This window comes from Spirosoma sp. KCTC 42546 (genome assembly GCF_006965485.1).
In the GTDB taxonomy this organism is placed as follows: domain Bacteria; phylum Bacteroidota; class Bacteroidia; order Cytophagales; family Spirosomataceae; genus Spirosoma.
In genome coordinates, this window is record NZ_CP041360.1 from 4,761,097 (window position 1) to 4,783,841 (window position 22,745).

General features: G+C 46.2%; 23 protein-coding genes. 5 read left to right on the forward strand and 18 right to left on the reverse strand.

The annotated features are described in order from the left end of the window. Window positions 1–52: 52 nt before the first annotated feature. Entirely contained in the window at window positions 53–601 is a 549-nt protein-coding gene (locus EXU85_RS19485) for a DUF2911 domain-containing protein (RefSeq protein WP_210422388.1), read from the reverse strand. A 210-nt stretch (window positions 602–811) separates the two neighbouring features. Continuing rightward, window positions 812–2,344, reverse strand: a complete 1,533-nt coding sequence (guaA, locus tag EXU85_RS19490) for a glutamine-hydrolyzing GMP synthase (RefSeq protein ID WP_142773689.1) — start codon at window positions 2,342–2,344, stop codon at window positions 812–814. 347 nt (window positions 2,345–2,691) lie between these two features. On the opposite strand from guaA, the gene EXU85_RS19495 reads away from it, so the two are divergent. The 3 genes from EXU85_RS19495 to EXU85_RS19505 all read left to right on the forward strand — a co-directional run bounded on the left by EXU85_RS19495 (window position 2,692) and on the right by EXU85_RS19505 (window position 5,135). Continuing rightward, complete coding sequence (locus EXU85_RS19495; RefSeq protein WP_168207825.1) at window positions 2,692–3,678, forward strand: hypothetical protein; 987 nt, start codon at window positions 2,692–2,694, stop codon at window positions 3,676–3,678. Between the two features lie 148 nt (window positions 3,679–3,826). Beyond that, window positions 3,827–4,360 (forward strand): hypothetical protein, encoded by a 534-nt coding sequence (locus EXU85_RS19500; RefSeq protein WP_142773691.1) that lies wholly within the window; start codon window positions 3,827–3,829, stop codon window positions 4,358–4,360. Between the two features lie 403 nt (window positions 4,361–4,763). Beyond that, entirely contained in the window at window positions 4,764–5,135 is a 372-nt protein-coding gene (locus EXU85_RS19505; RefSeq protein WP_142773692.1) for a hypothetical protein, read from the forward strand. Between the two features lie 63 nt (window positions 5,136–5,198). On the opposite strand, the gene EXU85_RS19510 is transcribed toward EXU85_RS19505, so the two are convergent. Both EXU85_RS19510 and EXU85_RS19515 read right to left on the reverse strand, forming a co-directional pair. After that, a complete protein-coding gene (locus tag EXU85_RS19510; RefSeq protein ID WP_142773693.1) occupies window positions 5,199–6,365 on the reverse strand; it encodes an exo-beta-N-acetylmuramidase NamZ domain-containing protein in 1,167 nt (388 codons plus the stop codon). A 17-nt stretch (window positions 6,366–6,382) separates the two neighbouring features. After that, window positions 6,383–8,602: an ATP-binding protein gene (locus EXU85_RS19515; protein ID WP_246859164.1), complete on the reverse strand. Its 2,220-nt coding sequence runs from the start codon at window positions 8,600–8,602 to the stop codon at window positions 6,383–6,385. Window positions 8,603–8,764: 162 nt separating this feature from the next. On the opposite strand from EXU85_RS19515, the gene EXU85_RS19520 reads away from it, so the two are divergent. Further along, on the forward strand, window positions 8,765–9,991 hold the full coding sequence (locus EXU85_RS19520; RefSeq protein WP_142773694.1) for an FtsX-like permease family protein: 1,227 nt from the start codon (window positions 8,765–8,767) through the stop codon (window positions 9,989–9,991). Between the two features lie 22 nt (window positions 9,992–10,013). Here EXU85_RS19520 and EXU85_RS19525 read toward each other — a convergent pair whose 3' ends face one another. Next, window positions 10,014–10,847, reverse strand: a complete 834-nt coding sequence (locus tag EXU85_RS19525) for an SdiA-regulated domain-containing protein (RefSeq protein ID WP_142773695.1) — start codon at window positions 10,845–10,847, stop codon at window positions 10,014–10,016. A gap of 233 nt (window positions 10,848–11,080) precedes the next feature. On the opposite strand from EXU85_RS19525, the gene EXU85_RS19530 reads away from it, so the two are divergent. After that, window positions 11,081–11,842, forward strand: coding sequence for a TssN family type VI secretion system protein (locus EXU85_RS19530; protein ID WP_142773696.1), 762 nt, complete (start codon window positions 11,081–11,083; stop codon window positions 11,840–11,842). Between the two features lie 302 nt (window positions 11,843–12,144). Here EXU85_RS19530 and EXU85_RS19535 read toward each other — a convergent pair whose 3' ends face one another. The 13 genes from EXU85_RS19535 to EXU85_RS19595 form a co-directional block, all read right to left on the reverse strand. Next, entirely contained in the window at window positions 12,145–13,941 is a 1,797-nt protein-coding gene (locus EXU85_RS19535; protein ID WP_142773697.1) for a type VI secretion system Vgr family protein, read from the reverse strand. A 3-nt stretch (window positions 13,942–13,944) separates the two neighbouring features. Then, the gene (gene tssD / locus EXU85_RS19540; RefSeq protein ID WP_142773698.1) at window positions 13,945–14,451 is read right to left on the reverse strand and encodes a type VI secretion system tube protein TssD; all 507 of its coding nucleotides are present in this window, start codon (window positions 14,449–14,451) and stop codon (window positions 13,945–13,947) included. 18 nt (window positions 14,452–14,469) lie between these two features. Next, complete coding sequence (gene tssD / locus EXU85_RS19545; RefSeq protein WP_142773699.1) at window positions 14,470–14,841, reverse strand: type VI secretion system tube protein TssD; 372 nt, start codon at window positions 14,839–14,841, stop codon at window positions 14,470–14,472. A gap of 3 nt (window positions 14,842–14,844) precedes the next feature. Then, window positions 14,845–15,348: a type VI secretion system tube protein TssD gene (gene tssD / locus EXU85_RS19550; RefSeq protein ID WP_142773700.1), complete on the reverse strand. Its 504-nt coding sequence runs from the start codon at window positions 15,346–15,348 to the stop codon at window positions 14,845–14,847. Window positions 15,349–15,373: 25 nt separating this feature from the next. After that, a complete protein-coding gene (tssD, locus tag EXU85_RS19555) occupies window positions 15,374–15,745 on the reverse strand; it encodes a type VI secretion system tube protein TssD (protein WP_142773701.1) in 372 nt (123 codons plus the stop codon). Window positions 15,746–15,763: 18 nt separating this feature from the next. Beyond that, window positions 15,764–16,315 (reverse strand): type VI secretion system tube protein TssD, encoded by a 552-nt coding sequence (gene tssD / locus EXU85_RS19560; protein ID WP_142773702.1) that lies wholly within the window; start codon window positions 16,313–16,315, stop codon window positions 15,764–15,766. 32 nt (window positions 16,316–16,347) lie between these two features. Next, the gene (gene tssD / locus EXU85_RS19565) at window positions 16,348–16,749 is read right to left on the reverse strand and encodes a type VI secretion system tube protein TssD (protein WP_142773703.1); all 402 of its coding nucleotides are present in this window, start codon (window positions 16,747–16,749) and stop codon (window positions 16,348–16,350) included. Window positions 16,750–16,806: 57 nt separating this feature from the next. After that, window positions 16,807–17,364 carry a type VI secretion system tube protein TssD gene (gene tssD, locus EXU85_RS19570; protein ID WP_142773704.1) on the reverse strand — a complete coding sequence of 186 codons (558 nt, stop codon included), beginning with the start codon at window positions 17,362–17,364 and terminating at the stop codon, window positions 16,807–16,809. 29 nt (window positions 17,365–17,393) lie between these two features. After that, the gene (tssD, locus tag EXU85_RS19575; RefSeq protein ID WP_142773705.1) at window positions 17,394–17,768 is read right to left on the reverse strand and encodes a type VI secretion system tube protein TssD; all 375 of its coding nucleotides are present in this window, start codon (window positions 17,766–17,768) and stop codon (window positions 17,394–17,396) included. 40 nt (window positions 17,769–17,808) lie between these two features. Continuing rightward, the gene (locus EXU85_RS19580) at window positions 17,809–19,170 is read right to left on the reverse strand and encodes a DUF5458 family protein (protein WP_142773706.1); all 1,362 of its coding nucleotides are present in this window, start codon (window positions 19,168–19,170) and stop codon (window positions 17,809–17,811) included. A 108-nt stretch (window positions 19,171–19,278) separates the two neighbouring features. Continuing rightward, entirely contained in the window at window positions 19,279–19,725 is a 447-nt protein-coding gene (locus EXU85_RS19585) for a hypothetical protein (protein ID WP_142773707.1), read from the reverse strand. A 35-nt stretch (window positions 19,726–19,760) separates the two neighbouring features. Then, complete coding sequence (locus EXU85_RS19590) at window positions 19,761–20,063, reverse strand: PAAR domain-containing protein (protein WP_142773708.1); 303 nt, start codon at window positions 20,061–20,063, stop codon at window positions 19,761–19,763. An 81-nt stretch (window positions 20,064–20,144) separates the two neighbouring features. Continuing rightward, entirely contained in the window at window positions 20,145–22,694 is a 2,550-nt protein-coding gene (locus EXU85_RS19595) for an ATP-dependent Clp protease ATP-binding subunit (RefSeq protein WP_142773709.1), read from the reverse strand. Window positions 22,695–22,745 lie beyond the last annotated feature (51 nt).

The window sequence follows — 22,745 nt, forward strand, 5'->3', positions numbered from 1 at the left end:
CCGTGTGTCTCTTTTCTTGCTCCGTGATCTCTGTGTTAAAACCTTAAAGCGCCTACTTAATGGCAATAGGCACTTCAACGTTCTCCCATTTCAAGACAACAGCCTTGCCGGTTACATCATAGACAAGCTTCTCATTCATCGAAGACGATTTAGACGGCTTTGCAGAGACGGTCAGTACATCGTTCGCTGGGTCGCGATTGGCTTCTCCCCCCCGCTTGATACCCCACTGACCGGTTTGTGAATTAAAGATGAATTTCCACTCCTTCTGATCAGGGATGGCAAATAGGCTATACTTTCCGGCAGGTAATGCTTTGCCTTCTACTTTAATTTCTTTATCAGTCTCAAAAATAGTCGCTTCATTAGCGCCCGCCCGCCATACTTTTCCATAGGGGGCCAGCGTACCACTTGGGTCCCAAACCTGCCGTCCTTTTACCGATGGGCTACTGTAATTAATGGTAATCGTTGCCCCATTGATTTTCCCGCTGGCCATAGCTGGCGGGCTAGGTCGGCTTGCTTTGTCACCCTGTGCCATGCTCATCATCGTCATGAATACACCGGCCAGTGTCAGCGCAACGGTCCGGTTCATTTGTGTAGTTTTCATAGTAATCAAAAAAAGTTAGGCATTAGTGGCTAAAAATAGACATTTGATTTTAAAACCTTGACTATCATTTGAGTTTATTTACTCAGTGTTCTTCACCTGTTCAGGAGCGTATAAAAACAAAACGCCCGGCACAGAAATCAGCACCGGGCATTTTGCAAAAATCGTACCGCACCAGCGGCCTGAATCGTAATTCGAAAACCAACAATCTGTTTACTCCCACTCAATCGTAGCGGGTGGTTTCGAGGAGATATCATACACAACCCGGTTAACCCCCTTCACCCGATTAATAATCTCGTTAGAAACATCGGCCAGGAACTCATAGGGCAAATGCGCCCAGTCGGCAGTCATACCATCCACACTTGTTACGGCACGGAGCGCCACTACCCGCTCATAAGTACGTTCATCGCCCATGACACCAACCGACTGAACGGGCAACAGCATAGCGCCCGCCTGCCAGACTTTATCGTATAAGCCTTCGCGTTTCAGACCGTCAATAAACAAGGCGTCGACCTGTTGCAGAATATCCACTTTTTCGGGCGTGATGTCGCCCAGAATACGAATGGCCAATCCTGGTCCAGGGAACGGATGGCGACCCAAAATAGCCTCGGGCAGCCCTAAACTCCGACCGACCAGCCGGACTTCGTCTTTGAAAAGGGTATTCAGTGGCTCTACGATTTTCAACTTCATGAAATCAGGTAAGCCACCCACGTTATGGTGCGATTTGATGGTGGCAGATGGGCCTTTTACCGACACCGACTCGATAACGTCGGGATAGATAGTTCCCTGTCCGAGCCACGATACGCCCTCAATCAAGTGCGCTTCATGATCGAACACATCGATGAAGGTTTTACCGATGGCTTTTCGCTTAGCTTCAGGATCGGTCAGGCCAGCGAGCGCGGTATAGAATTGCTCCTTGGCATCAACGCCTTTCACATTCAGTCCCAGCGTTTTGTAGGACTCCAGTACGCCCGAAAACTCATCTTTCCGAAGGACACCGTTATCCACAAAAATGCAGTACAGGTTTTTGCCAATAGCGTGGTGAATGAGTACAGCCGCTACCGATGAATCGACACCACCCGATAACCCAAGTACCACTTTATCGTTGCCAATTTTCTGCTTTAGCTGTGCCACAGTCGTTTCCACGAACGACTCGGCGGTCCAGTCTTGGGCACAGCCGCAAATATCAACAACGAAATTATGGAGCACGGTTTTCCCTTGTAGCGAGTGCGTTACTTCGGGGTGAAACTGTATCCCGTACGTTTGCTCCCCTTCAATCTGAAAAGCAGCTACCCGAACGGTATCCGTCGAGGCAATAATCCTGAAATTCTCGGGAACGCTCGTAATGGTATCGGCATGCGACATCCAGACTTGCGAATGCTGATCGATATCTTTCAAGAGCGGATTTTCGCTGTTAACGGTGCCCAGTTTAGCCCGGCCATATTCGCGTATGGACGATGCTTTCACTTCGCCCCCGCTGGTATATGCCAGCAGTTGCGCCCCGTAGCATACGCCCAGAATAGGTAGTTTATGCCGAAAAGCAGCCAAATGCACATCAGGAGCATCCGCATCACGAACGGACGATGGGCTACCCGAAAGAATGATGCCTTTTATATCGGGCGTAATTGTAGGGAGGTGATTATACGGATGGATTTCGCAATAAACGTTTAGTTCGCGTACCCGGCGGGCTATGAGTTGGGTATACTGCGAACCGAAATCCAGAATCAGAATTTGTTCGGTGGCCATGTATAGGTCTCTAAAATGCAAAGTTAGGGCATTTTTCGATACGCAAAAGCTGCAACGCAGAGATACACGGAGAAGTGGCCCGTTAGTTTTATAGAAAAGTGAAGAATAGGCACTAGCACATACGACACGTAACCGTATATTTTCAGGTAATATAAACCTGGTTATTTGTGCGCAAAGCTAGACAAAACGAGTATCAGCGGGCAATGTAAAGGGCTTTTATTCACTAAAGCCATCAACACACAATCCCAACAAAACACAAATAAATAGCGGCAATGTTCAACTAAACACAAAAATACGACAAAACTTTCGTATATTTATGTGTTACCTGTAATGTAATGTGACACACTATGCCTGAATTTCAAATACCACCACCCTTAAATTCAAAAGATCTGGAAAATCTCCTCGTCGACATGTTTAATGAAATCCATTCCACCTCTTCATTCAAAAGTTTTGGCAAAAACGGACATAAACAAAAAGGCCTTGACATCATTTCTTTAGAAAAGAACATAGTAATCCAAAGCAAGCTAAAAGACTTGACAAGAAAAGCAATACTAATAAAAAGAGAACTGCTAAACGATATAGAGGAAACTGTAAACCTTATTTTGAAGGAGCAACCAAAAATAAACTTTGACGTTTTATACATTGCAACAACATATAGCGAACATCCAGACTTTGACGAATATTGTGAAACCATAAAAGAAGACACAAAACTTGATTTTGATATTATCTTTTGGGGTTGGGAAACTATACAACGAAAATTAATTGCATTGCCGAAGACATTATCCTCACATTTTTCAAATTTTATCATACATCCACAATCTTCGAAGGAAATTAAAATTCTTTCTAGATTAGACATGAAACGAAAAATTGAAAATGATTTTGGTGACTGGCTTAATTATTCGTTTGAAAACCGTAAAAGAAATTCAAAAATGATTATTCATTCAATAGACGACACAAAATATCCAGAACATGAACTTAATCAGGAAGGAAAATACCAATGGTTTGGAGCTGAAATTAGAAGTCGCAGTCATAAAGGATTAGAGTTTACTACTGCGATAGAAGAAATATATGTTGACAAGGATTATTTTTGGACTGACGAATTGCAAAAAAATTACGAAGATTTTTTAAAGATTAAAGTAGCAAGAGTAAGTGTTATAGATTATGAAGATATAGTCGATTATGATTTAAGAGGAGATGAACATTATATTAAGCCTCACTTCTTTTGCAAGTTTAAACATAATGGTACTCCCTTTATTGAACAGTATTATATGACATTGAACAATAAAGACGTTCCATATTATTTTGACATCACCACGAAGAAACGCTACAGCTAACATGGGTTTTATGCAATTTGAACTTGACAAACTAAACTTCATCAAAATATTTTCAATCAGCAGCGGCCCGGGTAGACGGAATACTAATTACCAACCTGTATAAAGCCCTGTTCGTTGTGTGCTATTTTGGGACGACCATAAGCTGACAATGATAAACAACAATTTAGACATAAAAATATTAGATATTCATTGGATAAAAGATATTGACGACCCGACAGACCTTTGTGCTCACGGGCACGTTTTTGTGAAAATTGGTAACGAAGTGGTTGCAGATAAAGATAGTCTAGATGTAACTCTAAGTTCAACCGCTTTGTATTTAATGCGGACACTTAAAGACAACTACAAAAAGGACGACTACGCAAGTCAGTTGCTGCCTTGTTGTGGGCATTTTTTTATGGCAGACGAAGAAAATGACTTTGTTGCAATATGTGGTTGTCCAAGTGGTATTGATTGGACAATTATTCACACGGACGACAATAAAATCAAACACATTTCTGACAATGGACAAGAAGCAATTGTTGACAAAGAAGCATACAAAAAAATAGTTTTGGACTTCGCAGACCAAGTTGAGAATTTTTATAAGACAAGTTTGCCAAAGACAATTCCAACAGACGATTTTGATAAAAAAGGTTACTTAAAATTCTGGAAAGAATGGCGGCAATTACGAGAAGAATGGGAATAAAAACAGCACATGACATTGCATTGGCGTTATATACCGTTTTAAACCAGCAATCTAAAGATTCATAATCGTCTTAAGCGCTCTAGCATAAGAGTAAAATCAATTTACTTATCAGCCAAAAACTAAAGAATAAACAGCTTCGTCTGTTAAATTCCATAGACATATCGAAAAGGGAGGTAGCTAATTTAATTAGATCCCGTAGAACTTGTTGAAACTTTCTAAAACTAGTTGAAACTGGCTAGATTTTTTATCATTTCAACGCAGGAGAAATCATAAGCTCGACTTAGTAGGAAATTTGAGATTTCTCCTGCGTCGAAATGATAAAAAGCAAACGATTAGGGCCTATATAACGTTTAAACAGGTTCAAAGATTTATAGCCCATCACCGTAAAAAAGACTTACTCAAAATGGAAAAATCAAAATCAATTGCGGGGATTGTTGGGCCAACATTATTGGTTATGGTCTTGTCGGAGTTGAAACTATGGAACCCAACTCTTTACGATACACAAATTGTTCCGCTAGTTTATCTTTCAGGGGTGCTGCTTTTCATAGCAGGAGTGGCCATTGTTCGTAGTCATAACAGTTGGGTGTTAGGGTGGCAAATGAGCCTAACGATTATTGGCTGGTTAGCTATAGCTCTTGGCCTTGTACGAATGTTTTTCCCTCAACAGTATAGGGCACAGTTCAAAAATGATAACTCTGCGCTTTTCGTAGAACTAGTCCTAATTCTTACCGGAATTGTATTGACCTACAAGGCCTATTTCCCAGCAAAAAAATAGGCTCTGAAAAGGAAACTCCAGTTGCAATCAGTACAACACAGTATTGAACGCACTAAAAGAAAACTACGGATATAGCAGATACTTCTTTCGCATGAGTTTATACGCATCCAGCGCGGGTTGCCAGCTTTGCCGAATCTTGGCCTCCGAAACACCCGCCAGTAATTGAAGCCGCAGTTGATCGGTACCCGCCAGCCGGTCGATGCCGTTGTTGGCCAGGAAAAACTTGCTCTTATCGGAAGCCCGATTGAAGAAATCAAAGAAGTAATCCAGCATTAACCCCTGTTTCTGGATAGGTGCCGCTGTCAGATCCAGGCCATAACAAAGCTGCCCTTCCAGGGGAGGATTCACGGCACCGGGTTTATCAACGGGCGTAAATGTATAAGGCCCGTACTTTGTATACGGCGAGCCAATGACCTGAAACTGTTTGTCGGTACCACGGCCAACACTCACGACGGTTCCTTCAAAGAAACAAAGGGATGGGTATAACAAAACGGCCTGCTGATTCGGTAAGTTGGGCGACGGTGGTATCGGCAAGGTATAGGGTGTTTGGTGTGTATAATTCTTGAGCGGCACCACCGTTAACGGGCAGGTTTTCGACCCAGCCAGCCACTTTTCGCCGTTAATCATCCGGGCTAATTCGCCAATGGTTAGTCCATAGACAACCGGAATTGGGTTCAGGCCTACAAACGATTTAAACTTTGTCTCCAGAACCGGACCATCCACGTAATGGCCGTTGGGGTTCGGTCGGTCGAGTACGATCATGGGTTTATTGGCTTCAGCACAGGCTTCCATCACATACTGCATGGTGCTGGTATAGGTATAGAATCGGGCACCCACATCCTGAATATCAAAGACGATTACATCCAGGGAGTCCATCTGTTTCGGACTTGGTTTGTAGTCTTTGCCGTACAGCGACGTGATCATAATGCCGGTGCGCGGGTCTCGTACACTGCTGATTTTTTCGCCATCAGTCGCCTGCCCCCGGAATCCATGTTCAGGAGCAAAAATGGTTTTGATGGTAATGCCCCGTGTGAGCAGGCTGTCGACCAGATGGGAGCGCCCCACCCGCGATGTATGATTGACGACCATGCCAACCCGTTTTCCCTGTAGGGCGGGCAGATAAAGATTCATCTGGTCGGCACCGGTCTGTATAGGCTGGCTAAAGGCATTAGGTAGCAGACTATAGATTGAAATCAGTACAATGACAAGGACCTGCTTGAGATGGTTCATAGTTGATACGTGAAGGTTCACTCGGATTTCTGAGAAATTGGTAGTCGAATCAGGAACGTTGCACCTTCGCCAGCTGTGCTTTCAAGGATAAATTCTCCCCCGTGCCCTTTCGTAATACTATCATAGCTGAGCGAAAGCCCAAGACCCGTGCCCTGCCCGGTTGGTTTGGTGGTAAAAAACGGCTGAAAAACCTTTCGTTGAATCGATTCAGGAATACCCATTCCGTTATCACTCACCCGTATTTCTACAAACTTCCCCATAGTTCGTGTGCTGACTGTAACAGTAGGCTGATACGACTCCCCCAGTTCTCTGCTCCTGCTCTCCCGTTCATTAACCGCATAGAATGCATTATTGAATAGATTGAGCAGCACCCGACCAATATCCTGCGCTACCAGGGTTACTTTAGTAACGGTCGGATCGAACTGGGTAATCAGGTGAGCATTGAAATTTTTATCCTTTGCTCGTACTCCATGATACGATAATCGAAGGTACTCGTCGGCCAATGCGTTCAGATCAGTAGGTTCTCGCTGGCCGGTGCTCACTCGGCTATGATCCAGCATAGACCGAACAATGGAGGATGCCCGGCCGCCGTGGTGGCTGATTTTTTGCAGATTTTGCTCCAGGTCATCTAATAGTTCAGCTTCCAGTTCCACATCCCGACTGGCCTGCGCTCGCTCCTGCTTTAGCTCCTGAACCAATTCTCCGGACACATCGGCAAAGTTATTCACGAAGTTAAGCGGGTTTTGAATTTCATGAGCAATACCAGCCGTCAATTCGCCCAAGCTGGCCATTTTTTCGCGCTGAATAAGCTGTTGCTGTGTTTCCCGAAGTTCGGTTAGTGACTGAGTTAGTTCGGCGGTTCGCTCGGTTACCTGCCGCTCAAGAGTTTGGTTCTGCTGGGTCAGGATGCTTTCTTTTTCCTGAGAAAGTTGAGCGACTTCCGTTAATCGATCTTCCAGATTACGATTCGTCTGTGCATACTCGCGGGCCAGAATAACCGCGAAACTGATGGGCAAGGTTAGAAAGAACAGTAAATTTGTTACTGCACCAACATACACACTGTAAGCAGGATACTGAGTTGCAACCAGCCAGCCAATTAGTCCACCTACGATCAAGATAAACATCAACACCAGGATGCTGGTCAGCATAAAACGGGCGTTGAGCCGTTTAGAGCGTATAGCAGCAATACTGATCCGAATACCATCGGCAAACAGGGCTACAATTGAACTGACGGAGATAATATTAATGCCTACGGATACTGTAAATACAGACCCGATTCGTGAAATGAGCAATAGGGCGACCACAATTCCAAAAAACCACGAAACAGGCTGGCCCAGATAAACATAATACGTAACCAGCAACAATATCATAAATAGAGCAATCGATAGGCCCTGGCTCAAAAACATCCATTCGAGAACCGAAGCATTCGTCATTAGGCCCAACAATTCAATCACTATGATACAACCACCGCCTAATAGCATTGTGAGCCCAAAAAACAGATTTATCCATTGCCGTCGGTACCTGTAGTACATAAAATGGATTATCCCAAGCATGAAAAAGATACCAATAATCAGGTAGTTACCAAGTGTTTGCAGGTAAATACGGCTGATTGTCAGGGAGGCTAGTTTATCAGCCGGAAAAAGTATGGCCCCGAAGACTGACCGGTTGAAATACATGAACTTAGGCATATACCAGGGCGGACGATGCTGCGACAGTCGAACAGCCAGCACATGACGACCTGCTGATCGTACAGGCAGCATAAAGGCATCCCGGGATGTTGGACTGTAGGCTTCCTGATCCCGAAAATTTGATCCAACCTTACCCAGACGCTGAAACAGCACGCCATCTACATACAGCTCCGTGGCTCCTATCTGATTGATTACAAGTGCCAATGGAGTTTGAGCCACTGTGGAGTCCAGAGTAAACGTCAGCCTTAGCCAGCCTTGTGGCTTTTTTTGTACATCAGCTAAGCGCTGTATGCTGCGTGCTGGCCGGATGGTATCCCACCGGCTGTCGTCAAAAGTAGGGCTCGCCCAGGCCGGATTATCGCCAGAATGCCAGCGCCAATCCGAGTAAATCGTCAATCCATCATGTGGCAGGCTATCTATTCGCCTAACCGATTGGGCGTAAACCGAGAGGTTAGTTAATAGCCCTAACCCCAATATCAAATAAATAAGGGATAATTTGAACCAACAAACCGATAAACCCCCTCGTTGTGTAAGCGATACAGCCATCATTGACAAATTGCGTTCTGTAAAACTCTTACTTTTACAAACCAGAACAAAACTGGTTTACGGTTTTCAGTTTATGGTTTTCGGTGGCTGACCCGAAAGCTTCCCATACGCCAGCCCGCTGGAAACTATAAACTGAAAACAGAATACTATAAACCAATACTTATTTTGAACGTCCCTGTTTTTCTGGCCCGCAAGGTCCGCCACGCGCCCGAGGGCAGCTTTTCTGCCACTGTTACCCGAATTGGCATTGCCAGTATCGCTCTCGGCTTAGCCATTCTGATCGTAGCCTTTGCGGTGCTGTTTGGATTCAAAGACACGATTCAGCAGAAGATATTTCTGTTTGGGGCGCATTTGCAGGTGAGCAAGTTCACAAACAACGTGTCGTACGAAGAACCTGCCCTTTCCCTTCGTACGAATCTATACCGCGACAGTACCCAACTTCCGGGTATCCGGCATATTCAGGCAATTGCCCTAAAAGCTGGTATTCTGAAAACCAGCGATGAGTTAACCGGCGTTGTGTTAAAAGGAGTAGGCAAAGATTATGACTGGAGTATGTTTCAGGGCTCGCTGGTGGCGGGTAAGGTGCCTGTTGTGGGAGCCGATACGGGATTTGGGTCAACCCAACTATTGCTAAGTCAGTACATGGCCAACCAGTTACAGGTCAAAGTAGGTCAAAGTGTGCCGCTGTACTTTCTGGGCAATCCGCCCAGGGCGCGTAAAATGACGGTGGTAGGCATCTATGAAACAGGACTGGAAGAAGTGGACAAAACCATTGCGCTGGGCGACATTCGGCTTATTCAACGACTCAACCATTGGGGACCCGATTCTGTAGGGAGCTACGAAATTTTCATTAAGGATTTTGCCAGGTTAGAGCCTACCGCCCGCAGCCTTACGAATGTGCTGGATCCCGATATGCGGCTCACCCGCGTAACTGATCAATATCGCCCATTATTCGACTGGATGCTACTTCTCGACCGTAATATGGTCATCCTGTTAAGTCTGATTGCGTTCGTTGCGTCCTTTAATATGGTATCGGTACTACTGGTGCTGATGATGGAACGAACACCCATGATCGGCCTATTGAAAGCCCTTGGTGGACCCAATGCCCTCATTCGGCGTATGTTTGTATTCGTTGGATTCGATATGGTGATTTGGGGACTGGTAATCGGCAATGCAATAGGGCTTGGCATTTGTTTCATTCAGGACAAGTTCAAACTGATTCCCCTCGATCCCAAAAACTACTTCATGAACTACGTTCCCATCGTCTGGGACTGGCCAACCATTCTGGCCCTGAACGGGGCTACCGTTTTACTGATCGCCCTCGTCTTGTGGATTCCAACGATTATTATTAATCGAATTCAACCCGTGAAGGCGCTGGCGTTTAAGAAGTAGCTGGTATCAATGATATCTGAACCTACTTGTGATAGGCAAATTTCAAAATAGATCCCTTCTTTCCGGCACCCTCGCTGGCAATAAACAAATCACCATTGGGGGCGAAACAAATACCCTCAGGCTGGCGAAATAGTTTAGGATCGAGAGATTCGGAATAGATGATTTTTGCCCTGCGGCTGGTGATCAGCAGACGTTTGCCAGCCGAGGTTAGTATGTACCACTCACCAGTTATTGGGTGAACGGCAATACCCGAAGGCTTGTAGGTTTTGGGGTCGATGCCGGCGGCTTTGAGTTGCTCATCATTCAGACTCATGTCTTTGAAAACGGCCCTGTTTAGCAAGTCGAACGAGTACACCGCTTTGTCACTCGATCCTTCGCCGTTTTTGACTGCAATCAAGAGTCGTTTGGTTTTGGGGTCGTAGCCAAGCCCTTCCACTTCCGTATTTTTAGGCAGGTCGGTTTTGGTTCGGCCAATTTTTGTCGATTCGGGCGCGAAGCGGAATAGATTCCCATTGCTTTCCAGTACATACACTTCATCATTGACGTATTCGATCCCCTCAAAATCACCGTAGCCGCCAAAGCCAAAGTCCTTCGTTACTTTACCTTTCTTTGTATCAAAAACATGCACAACGGCCTCCTCGTCCTGAACGCAAAGCAGTTTGTCTCCTTTGTAGTATGTTAACCCCGATATTTCGGTCAGTTCTTTAGGCAGGGTATAGGTTTCGGCAGGTTTACTTAACTGATAGGGCAGTTTAAAGGGAGCATCGAGCGTTCCGGCTTCGGGTTTCTCATTCTGTTTCGACGATGGCCCACAGCCTGCAAGAGTGAGCATAACGCCCAGAAAAAAACGATTCATAAAACGAAGGGGATTTCCCCTAAAAGTAGACGTTGGTGTCGGTTTATCGTGCAAACCCGACGATATTTCTTAGTTTACTATCTCTAAAATCAGTGGGACATTAATAGGGATTAGTGTTTGAATGACCAGTTTTATTGTCCCTTCGTTGACTTTTTGATGTGTTCTTTTAATTTTTCGACCATATTGCAATACGAACGAATTCGACTACCAACGATCAATAATTTTTACCAATAATGCCCAATTTATCCTTTGCAAAACGAGTTCCGGGGCTTCTGTATGGCATTGTGGTCGGTCTGCTGCTGGGCGCGGCAGGTTTTGCGGGCACACTCGACAGCACTAACTTTCAATCGTATTACTTACTTGCCCAATTACTGGCACTGGGTATCGGCATACTCCATCTTTGGCTCAGCCCGCGCTTTGTTCCCGCCCTGTTCGCTTCGTTCGGCTGGGGGTTCCTGGGTACGCTCTTTGTGCTCCTGCTAGGCATTGTATTTACCCTGATTATTTACCAGCAAACAGGCTATTTAGCCGACCGTTGGCCTTTTGTAACCAGCCTGATACCGTTCCTAATTCCCTTTTTAGTGGTGCAGGCTTACCGCTACTATCGTGAAATACCACCCGCCAATTACCGGAAATGGTACTACCCCATCAATGGCGACATGCCCGATGTTGATCTGCTGGATTTATCAAAGATTTTAGTGATTCAGTTCGAGTTCCTGAAGACGCCGAATGACCCGAATTTTACAAATTTTAAGGCGAAAGCACCCGTTGCCATGAACCTGGGGGATCTGTTTCTGGTGTTTATCAATGACTACAACGAACGCACACCAGCCAGCCCAATTCACTACGCCGACCCATCCGGCCGCCCCTTCGGCTGGGTATTCACCAAAAAATCGGCCTGGTGGCAGCGCCCCGTTTATCTGGACCCAGCACTCGATTTCAATCAAAACAGTTTAGCCGACAACGCTACCATTGTTGCCATGCGGGCGGAGTAAAGCCAATAGAATAGTAAATCCGCACAATAACAGGAAGATGATCGCTATTTTGAATTGATCAGATCAAATCCTCAAAGATGTATTGCTCATCATACGGTACCTCAAATTTCCTCAAAAAGTTGAGATACTCTTCCCGAAACGTCTGTTTTCGGTGGTGTTTAGCCTGATTTTGGATATACCTGTACATAGTATCAATTTATATCGGTTATCCCTAACGGGATTACTAGGTATATCGGCTGCGTTATGCCCCACCACTAACGCAACTGATATACCCATCACTTCAGTGATGGGGTAACCGATGATTAATTCAACATAATCACGCCCCCTTTCACTTCCACCAAGGCATCACCTTTGAGCGAGGTTTGTGCGCCCTGGAGCGAGAGTTGACCGTTCGCCTTGACTTCGGCGGTAGCGTCGGCTTCGGCTTTGATTTGGGCACCTTTAAGTTCGACGCTGGCTGTTCCTTCAATTTTTACGCCGTTAGTGGCTTTTAGCTCGATGTTATTTTGAGCTGCGAGTTTGATATCATTCGTAGCGTTCACCTCAATATCTTTCCCCGAAATTTTAATATTACCCTGAGTTTCAATGGTAATCTGGCCATTGTCGGCGAAGGATAACAGGACGCGTGTATCGGATTTATTGACGTTGGTCAGTTCTATTTTTTGCTCGCCGTCTTTATCGTATAGGCTAATCTTGTTGCCACCTCTGGTCTGTATAGCCTTCTGAACATTGTCGCGCTGGGTATAATCGACACTGTTATTCTTAGGGTATAGGCTGGTCATAATGAAGGGGTATTCGGCCAGGTTTGACTCATAACCGATCATGACCTGTGCATCCACTTCAGGAATAAACAGCATACCCTCACCATCGCCCGTGTAGGGATGCCCCACCCGTAGCCAGTCGGATTCCTTATCGTTGCCAGGCCACATAAATTCAACTTTCACACGGCCTAGCTTTTCTGGGTCTTCATTATCAACAACTCGGGCCAGTTCAGGTTTGCCAGTAGGTAGTTTAAATGATGGGTTGGGTGGCGGGTAAGTCACCGAATCCGGCACGGCCCGGAACGTATTGGAGTAATTTCCACTGCTATCCAGCGAATGGGATACGTGGGTAACCCGGTAACTTCCGAAGTTTTCTTCTGACGTACCCCGTTCGGTAATGCGAGAGCCTTTTACGGAGATGACCGTCCCGACCGACACGTCCGGATTTTCACCAAATCCCTGAAAATCAACGAGACGACTGGCTTCCATTGCCTTTTGTGTCTTGGCAACTTCATCCAGTTCGCTCTGGCCATACACGAGCTTGGGCAAGGGCAATTGTGACTCCTGGCTGAACATTTTCTCCGATTCATCCAGCGTAAAATCGCCCCACTGGCCCAGCCCACTCACCTGCTGGTTGTCCGAGTGACTTTCATAGGTCTCATCGGCCATGTAATCGTAGCGACTATAGAGAAATTTGGCAGGCATAACCCGAAGGCTCATGGCAAAGGTTTGCATGCCATCTACTTTGAAGTCAACCTTATGGTCATCGGGTTTGCCGAATACCAGTTGCTGCCCATCGTAGAAACACCATTCGCCATATTCGGCAGCCAGCCGCGCCAGAAACTCGAAGTTCGTCTCGTCGTATTGGACTACGTATTTTAAGGATTCAGACGACTTGGCATCAACTGACCGCTTGAGTAAGTTATTGGGATAGGGATTTAGTACCTGATTGACTATATCGCCCAAACTATATTGCAGAAACGTTCGGCGTAGTTTACTGTCTTCCAGCAGGATAGTAAGTCCATACCCTTTGAGCAGGAACACATTCGACATGTCGCTGGTATTTTTCAGCGCCAGCTCAGTTACAATGCCTTTAAACTTAAAGTCGAAGGAGCCTTCTTCGAGTAGTGGATCAAACGAGAACTGAATGGTTTTGCCAACAACGTTTCGGTGTGACTCATGAAAAAACAGTTCATTGGCGTCTTCCAGATCTTCAAATGGCACCGACAGTTCAAACGTATGGTGGCCGAATAAGTCCTGTTCGATAGACAAGCCTGAAACATTTTTCAGTTCTTTGCCTCCTTCAAGCTCTACGTGTGTTACGACCTGCTTGGCCATTGATTAAGTATTTTGATGGTCAATACCATCGAGTTTGATTTTTGCTGCTGATAAGCGCAACAGGATACAGTTGCCTATTCGGGTTCGTTCAGCAAAATTCAGGATAGTTTTTGTGGCGGAAAACAACCGATCAAGATATAGATTCTTTTCCGTCAAATCGAAGGTAAATACGTCATTACTTACATCAAGAATAGCCGCTATATCCGTCAGGTTTTCAGACGACATTAACTCAAAATAAAAGAGTGCATAGGCATCTTCGAATTCAAGTTTCTGGAGAGCCGATTGCTGATCAATTCGATCAAAGACAATTTCGCCGTTTTTTTTGGCCGTTGAGCTCGTTGCCCAGCTTCCAAACAACTCTTCATCAGTACTATCTAAGATCAATGTGATTGAACCACCCCGCACCCCGGATGTTACTTTACCCCGTTCATTTTTTTGCTTCAAAACATGAGAACACTGCAATACATTGAACGATTTTCCTTCGACAGTTAAGGTAGCTTTGAATGACATCTGGTCTGGAGTTAAGCGTTATACGTTCAACGTTGCTTTATTAAAGGTAACTTCATTTCCAATTATATAAATGACCGTATTTAGGTAGTCAATATCTGAGAAAAACTCATCTTTGTAGAGTGCACAGTAGGCCTTCTTGAATTCAATCTCTTTGTACGATGCTTCTTCATCAATTCGGTTCAGTGTAACCTTACCGTCTTTTTGCATGTGCGGATCAATCATCCAATTTTTGATCGTGCTGTCTTCCATCGCATCTAAGGCGATAAGCATTCCCCATTCAGGGCGGGAGGAGGGTACTCCCCGCTTATCTTCATCCCGTATCACGCGCAATAACATCCAATTGATATCGTAGTCCGTTCCGTCTACACTAAGTTTTCCTTCGTACGCCATTGGTTAGATATTTTGGTGGTCAATACCGTCGAGTTTAATTTTTGCGGCAGAAAGTCGTAGCAGAATGCAATTGCTGACGCGTGTCCGTTCCGCAAATTTGACCAGTACCCTTCTGTTTACGATGAGTCGTCGCTCATTTTCAGCTTCGGTTGTTGCATCTAAGACAAAGTAATCTTCCATAGCGGCTAAAACGCTATCGGCATTAATATGGCTGGATGACATAAATTCGAAGTACTGCGTCATGTAGGCTTCCTGAAATTCCAGTTTTTGTAAAGAAGATTTCTGGTCGATACGATCAAAAACAATCTCTCCATCTTTTTTAACCGTAGGGCCAGTTGCCCAGTTGCCTAACAGGTCATCGTCGCTGCTTTCTATAATGACGATAATCCGGCCACCTAGCACCCCTGATGTAGCTTTACCCTTCTTATACTTTTGATCCATAAGATGGGTGCATTGCAGTACATTGAATTCTTTACCTTCAACGGTTAATGTAGCCTTAAAGGACATCTGGTTTAAGGGTTAAAAAATAAAACTATACCTGAAGTGTGGCGTTATTGATCGTGACCTCACTACCCGTAATATTAATGATTGTGTTGAGGTAGTCTGTATCAGCAAAAAATTCATCAAAATAATTGACGCAGATGGCCTGTTTAAATTCGATTTCTTTATATGAAGCGTCTTCGTCAATCCGATTCAGAATAATCTTACCATCTTTTTGCATGTGCGGATCAATCATCCAGCTTTTAATGGTGCTGTCGTCCATGGCATCTAAACTGATTACTATGCTCCATTCAGGACGAGAGGCCGGTATGCCTTTCTTGTCCTCATTACGAGCAATCTGCATCAGCATCCAATTGATATCGTAGTCCGTTCCATCTACGCTGAGTTTTCCTTCGTAAGCCATAAGAGTATGAATACAAGGTTATTCGAGTTTACCGTTCCACTTATTTTCGAACTGGGTGTCCTGTATTTTCAGTTTTTCGCACGACATGGTGATGAAGAGGCAATACGGGTTGTTGGTCCGTTCCTGGAACTTTCGTACCCGATTCCACATATTTTGCATCAGAGTATTATCCTTCCGCCCCAACCGGAATCCTTTATACTGAAAGTCGATCACATCATCACTCAAATCTTCGCCAGAACTAACTCGCTTGTAACTTACATTTGGGTTACCTACATTTTCATAATAGCTTTCGGAGACATCGGTCACAAAGCCATTCTCAAACTCATAGGTTAGCATAACTGAGTTCTGATCATCGCGGTAGGTTTTAATGGTACCGCCCTCAAAGCGGGTTTTATCAACCAGCCACTCAAAAAACAGATCCGTCCCTCCTTCCATAATCAGGTAAAAATCACCTAACATCACCCCGGAAGCAGGCTTACCCTGATCGTCACGGGCCTGCTTAAACGCTACAGAGAATTCAAGGACTGGAATATCTTCACCGGAAACACTTAAAATTGCTTTATGAGCCATAATAGTCGTTCGTTAAAATTCGGATTAAAACATCATTCTAAGTCCCACTCATGCTCCAGGGTAGCATTACCGTTGGTTACTTCTTTTCCTGTAAAGAAAAGGTTGGTTGTCTGATAGGATGCATCGCCGGCAAACATTTCCAGCATGCCAACGCAGAAGGTGCCTTTATACGTCCATTCCTTCAGTTTGGTTTCGCCCTCTCCTTCTTCGTCCGATTTATAAAAGGTGACCGTAACGTCCTTTTGCATCGTGTCGTCAAACATCCATTCGGTAAACGTAAATTGCTCCTGCACATCAATTGAGGCAAAGAACAGCCAATTAGTACCCGAAGACGGTTTTCCTTTCGAGTCTCGACTGCGCGAAGCGGTAAAAAATAGTCGGCGCAGGGGTAATACGGTACCATCCACAGCTAGTTCAGCATGATAAGAGGCCATCAGCAAAAAAGATTAAAATGTGAATAAACAGTTTATATCAGTCAAGTAGCCAATAACTTACCGTCCCCACTGATTCTTGTGGTCCACATCGCGAATCGTGATTTGCATGCAGGACATTGAAATCATCAGCACGTAGGATATACCTGTTCGTTTTTGAAACGCTCGGGTTTTTGCAATCGAATTCCCTAGTATGTGTGCACCAATATCTGACTCTCCACTATCCCGCTGGAACGCGACGGCTTTTGTCCATAGCTCAAAGTCTTCACCGGAACTTTCAATATCACTGACGGTATTGAAGGAGTTTTGCATGTCCGCATCATAGTAATAATTTTCCAGTATCGAATCGAGAAAACCCTGCACGAACGAATACTCAACAAAAGGAGAATCGGTCTGATCGGCTTTGAAGGTTTTCAACACACCACTTTCCATCCGGGTCGGGTCGCTGATCCACTCGAAGAAGGTGTCATTCCCCCCCCGTATGAGCATAAAGAAATCACCAAAAAAAACGCCTGAAGCTGGTCGCCCCTGATTAGTAGTCTGTTGATAAAGCGTCACTTTAAATTCAAGCACATTGAAGTCTCGTCCGCAGACGGATAAGATTGCTTTGTTTGCCATAGTGATAAAGGAGTTAGATTGACTAAACGTTAGGTCATCCAGTTATTGGTTATGGTGGCATTTCCATTATCAACGGTCGTTCCAGATATGATAAGCTGAGTCTCCATCACACCGGCATCAGCCACAAAATTTTCCTGAAATCCAACGCAGTACGCTTTGGCAAACTGCCATTCTTTTTTAGTGTCACCGCCTTCGTAGAATTTGATCGATACGTCTTTCTTCTTATTCTCGTCTACCATCCATTCGGTAAAAAGCGACTCGTCCGTAGTATCCATGTTGATATTTACAGTCCAGGCAGATTCCGAGATCGGGCGACCATTTTTATCTGACTTGCGAGCCACATAGAAGTTGACTCGATTCAGAATAAATTCCATATCGTCAATCTTTAGAGTAACTACGTACATAACTTTAAGAGTAAAGAGTAAACAAACACTTAATCACACACTACTGCTGGTCATAATCAGCTTTCCATTCAGCCGAATCAGGATCATCACCTTTCTGTCCATCTAGTTTGAGCAGGAACGTTTTGGCGGGGAAATACGGCACCATGTGGATGTCGAGCAGAATCCGGTCTTTCTGTTTAGGGTCTCGCTCGAAGCGCAGCAGTTTGAACTTTTCAATGAGTTTACCTGGCCCCGTTACACTATCCAGAAACTTCACAATCTGCTTCTGGATATCCATGCGCGTGTTGGTATTGAAATTCTCAAACGCCCGCCGGTTCAGGAAATCAATCAGCACCTTGGTGATATAGTCGAAAACGCGCACGACGGAATAGGTCTGTAAACCAACATTGTCGCCGTTGAAGAGCGTTTTGGCCGAAAAGGGCATCACCTTACCATACTCATTCACCATAGGGATTAGGCCCATTTTCTCCAGCGCCGAGATTTCGCTTTTTTTCAGCGGAAATCGCACGCCATCAGCTTCGTTCAACGCCCCGTGCTTTCGCCCAGCCGACACCTGCGACATAACCGTGGCATAGAGCTTTCCGGCTAAGGCACCTGCTCCGGGTACGTAGAGATCTTCTTCCTCGCCAACATCCTGATGTTTCCCCCGTCCGGCAAGCCAGTTACAGGTCATCATTACATTAGAGAGGTAGGCATCTCCGCCCGTCAGATCGGCCGATTCAAAAAGATCGATAACATCATCGGGCGCATCCAGATGTTGAAAGTCGGTTACCAGCATAACCTTGTTCTTATGCGCAATCTGCGCCCACTTATCCACGACTTTTTTCGAGCCCAGATAGCCGGGCAATACCAGCAGGGAGTAGCTGTCGCGTAAATCAAGCCGGTCAAACGTCCGGGCAAATTCTTCAGCCACTGCATCAATAAAGGTTGTATTGTCGAGGTCGGTGAGTTGCTCCGGCTCGGCATTCATGATGTTGACGTTTTTGGCTTTATCCTGATCGGTATTGGCGTAAAAACTCGCCACTGATCGATAGGACTGCTCCAGACCACGGTTGGCCTCAAACGCCCGACGCAGATTTTCATTCAACAGCGTCTGAGCCGCTTCAGCTTTACTCTGTGCCGTTTCGGCCAGTTCGGCCACGGTATCGGCGCTACTTAATAGATCAAGCATCAGATGCAGTCGCTTGGCCAAATCGGCACGCTCCTGCTTCTTGGCCTCTTCAGTCAGAAAGATTTTTTTGCGGGCTTTTTTCTCAGGGTTCAAATTTTGAACGCCATCCAGAGTAGTTTCCAGAATGGAAAAGCCTCCGTATTTAGCTAGTTTGGTACAGCTCTCATCGAGTGACAGGGTCGATACTGCTGTCTTTTCGCCTAGTTTTACTGGTTTATCCTGTGCTTCCATGTAGTTTTTTAGGGTTTCAGGTTCGAAGTTTGCCGTTCGAAGTTGGTTGACGCACGATGATACTCGTAGCAGCTAACTTCAAACTGCGAACGACAAACGTCAAACTAATTATTGGGCTTCTTCCAGTTCACGAATCATGGCCTGAATGGCCGCCATATAGGCCGCTTTGCCATCGGGATTTTCGAGCATTGCTTTCAGGATTTTGTTCGACTTGAGTTGGCGGACGTATTTCTGAAAATCCTCAAACGTCATGTTCAGTTGTTGTAAATATTCACTCTGGGCAATGATCCCTTTCTTGCCAAAATCAGCCAGTGAGTTAAATCGCAGGGTTTCGCTAATGGTGCTGCCTTCTTCGGTATCAAATTCAACTTCCTGTTCCGGCTTGAAATGGGCGAATACCTCACCTACTGTTTTTAGACCTTCTACCACTTCCGGACGGAACGAGGGGTCGGCAGTCAGTTTCTCAATCAAGAGGGTTTTGTTCTGGGGAATGTCAACGATACTCTCGCTAACGTTGAGCTTGCGCTCCTGTCCACCAATTCCGTAGTCAAACATAGTTTACGCAGTTAGGTAAAAAATTAGAAATCAATTCATCCACCAATCATAACCGTTGGGCAGCCAGCCACTATACTGCCGCCATGCGCAGTCATATCGCCCATTCGGGCGGCTGGTTTGCCGCCAATGAGAACTGTAGCCGAGCCTTTTACAATCACATCGGGTGGACCTACGCAGGTACACATATCGCCCATAACTGCGGCCGGTTGGCCACCGATGAGCACTGTTGGCATACCCGGCCCCATGATTGGCCCACCTACGTGTGGAATAGGAACTACGGCGGGTGTTTGCATAGGACAAACATGCATGTCCATTAAGCGAGCGGCTGGTTGTGGCATAGTCTGTTAGTTGTCAAGTGTTGTTAAGAGTTGTCATAGATAGTCAAGTATTGTTTGCGTACGCAGGGGATAGAGCTCCAACTAGCCTGATAATACCGGATTCATTTCTGGCACTTGTGATAAGGGTGTTTCCTCATGCGTTATGGCCCATTGTAAGTCGTCTCCCTGAAGCCCGACCTGAATGGCCGATCCTTTGGTTACCTCGCCCGCAATGATCATCCTCGAAATGGGTCGCCGAAGCTGGTTTCGAATGACACCCTTTAGTTGCCGGGCACCGTACTGAGGAGTGAAGCCCGACAAGGCCAGGTGCCTACGAGCTTCAGTCGTCAAGTCGAGCGTAATTCCCTGCTTGGTGAGCTGATCAGTCAGTCCACGCAGATGCAGACTGAAAATCCGAACCGCATTCTCTTCGGAGATTGGTGCGAAGGGTACAATCTCGGTCAGGCGGGCCAGAAACTCGGGCCGAAAATTCCGGCTCATCGACTCCATTAATTCGTTGGTCGTCGGAATCTGCCCCTCACCGAAACGCTGGATAACTAACTGACTACCAATGTTTGATGTAAACAGAACAACAGCATCGGAGAAGTCGCCTTCTTTTCCAAGACGGTCGTGTAAGCGGCCCTCATCAAGAATTTGGAGGAAGATATCGAATACCGATGGATGCGCCTTTTCGATCTCATCGAACAGCACCACCGAGTACGGTTTTTCCCGGATTTTATTCACCAGCAAACCACCTTCTTCATAGCCAACATAGCCCGGAGGAGCACCATAAAGCAGAGCCGCCGAATGCTCTTCCTTGAACTCCGACATATCGAACCGAATCAGAAACGACTCGTCGTTGAACAGGAAATCGGCCAGCGACTTTGCCAGTTCGGTTTTTCCGGTGCCGGTTGGCCCCAGCAGGAAGAACGAACCAATGGGCTGACCCGCTTTCGTCAGCCCTGAGCGAGCTTCCAGAATGGCATCGGCTACAGCTTTTACGGCATGATCCTGACCAATCACCCGCTTTTTCAGTACCTCATCCATCGCCAGCAGTTTATCACGCTCCTGGCTCTGGATTTTGCCAAGCGGAATACCCGTTTTGTGCGAAATCACAGCCGCCACGTCGTGTCGATCGACACTCGTTTTGGCCGTAGCCATCATCTCCGTCAGGCGGCTCAGGGTTTGTCGGATATGGTCGGATAAGGTTGGAGCCGTTTCAAACGGATCAGTTACAGCTTCCTCATCGGTTGCAGCATCCGCTGTCAGATTTGCCAGTAAGATCGGGCTGATTTTATTTTCCAGTTCCTGATGCAGATAGCGTAGGTCGCGCAGGGAATCTGTCCCTTCACTATTGACGATCAACGCGTCGAGCTGTTCCGTCAGTTGAGCCACTTCGGCAGGTGTTCGTTCGCTAATCATCCGCACTGCCGAGAGCGTACGGTCGAGCAGGTCAACGGCGGCATCGGGCAACCGCCGATTGCGGCTATATCGCTTGGCCAGGGTTACCGCTTCAGCCACGGCATCGGTGCCTACACTGAGCTGGTGGTGTTTTTCGTAGAAAGGAACCAAACGCTGAATCATCCGAATGGCGGTCTCCACGTTCGGTTCCTCCACACGCAGTACATCGAATCGACGACTGAAAGCCTCATCCGTTTCAATGTATTTTCGGTATTCATCGAGGGTTGTGGCACCAATAACCGTCAGATTCCCCTTGGCCAGTTCGGGTTTAAGCAGGTTCGCTACGCCCGTTCCCAGCGGACCCCGGCTATCCAGCAGTTGATGAATTTCATCGATAAACAGAATGATCTTCGTATCCTGTTTCAGTTCTTTCAGGATGCTTTTCAGCCGGTCCTCCACCTCCCCTTTGTAGGAAGCTCCTGCTACCAGCGCACCCAGATCAAGTTCGAGCAACCGGGCGTTTTGCAGGTGATTGGGTACTTGTCCTGCCACTATATTTAAGGCAAAACCATCGGCAAGAGCTGTTTTGCCAACCCCAGGTTCGCCTACCAGAATAACGTTGGGTTTTGTTCGCCGACCTAAGGTTTCCGTCATCATGCGTACTTCCCGGTCACGGCCAATAATTGGATCTAACCGGCCTTCGGCAGCCATGGCTGTTTTATCCACGCAATAGCGAAGGAGCGCTTGCCCCGGTGTTGCCGATACTGATGAACTGGATTTCTGTTGACCAGTCTCTTTGCTATCGGGCGCTACGGCAGTTTGTACATCGGCATCCGCTAAAGCCGCCTGCATCAGTTCGGCCTGAGTGATGGGCAAGCTGCGTAGCTGCTCAGCCGTAAACGCTACACCGGGTTTCAACAGAGCAGCCAGTACACAAACGGGATCTGTCTGCGCTTTACCCAGTTGCATGGCTACCAGATCGGCCAGTTCCATAGCGGTTTTCACCTGCTCATCGCCCGGTGGATTAGGGGATAATCGGCTCGATTTCGGGCTGGCTTCCAGTCGAACCTCCGCCCATTCGCGCAGGTAAGGCACATCCTGACCAATAACCGCCAGCCACGAAGCCATTCCGACCTCATTATGCAACAGACCCATGAGCAAATGCGCCGGAGCGAATAGTTCGTTCTGGTACTCTTTTGAGAGGGCCTGGGCAATCTGTATGGCCCGTTTTACGCTTTCCGTGTACGCCATCAGAATAAGGGATTTAGTGCTTTGTCATTGATGGTTATTCGGTTGTCATTG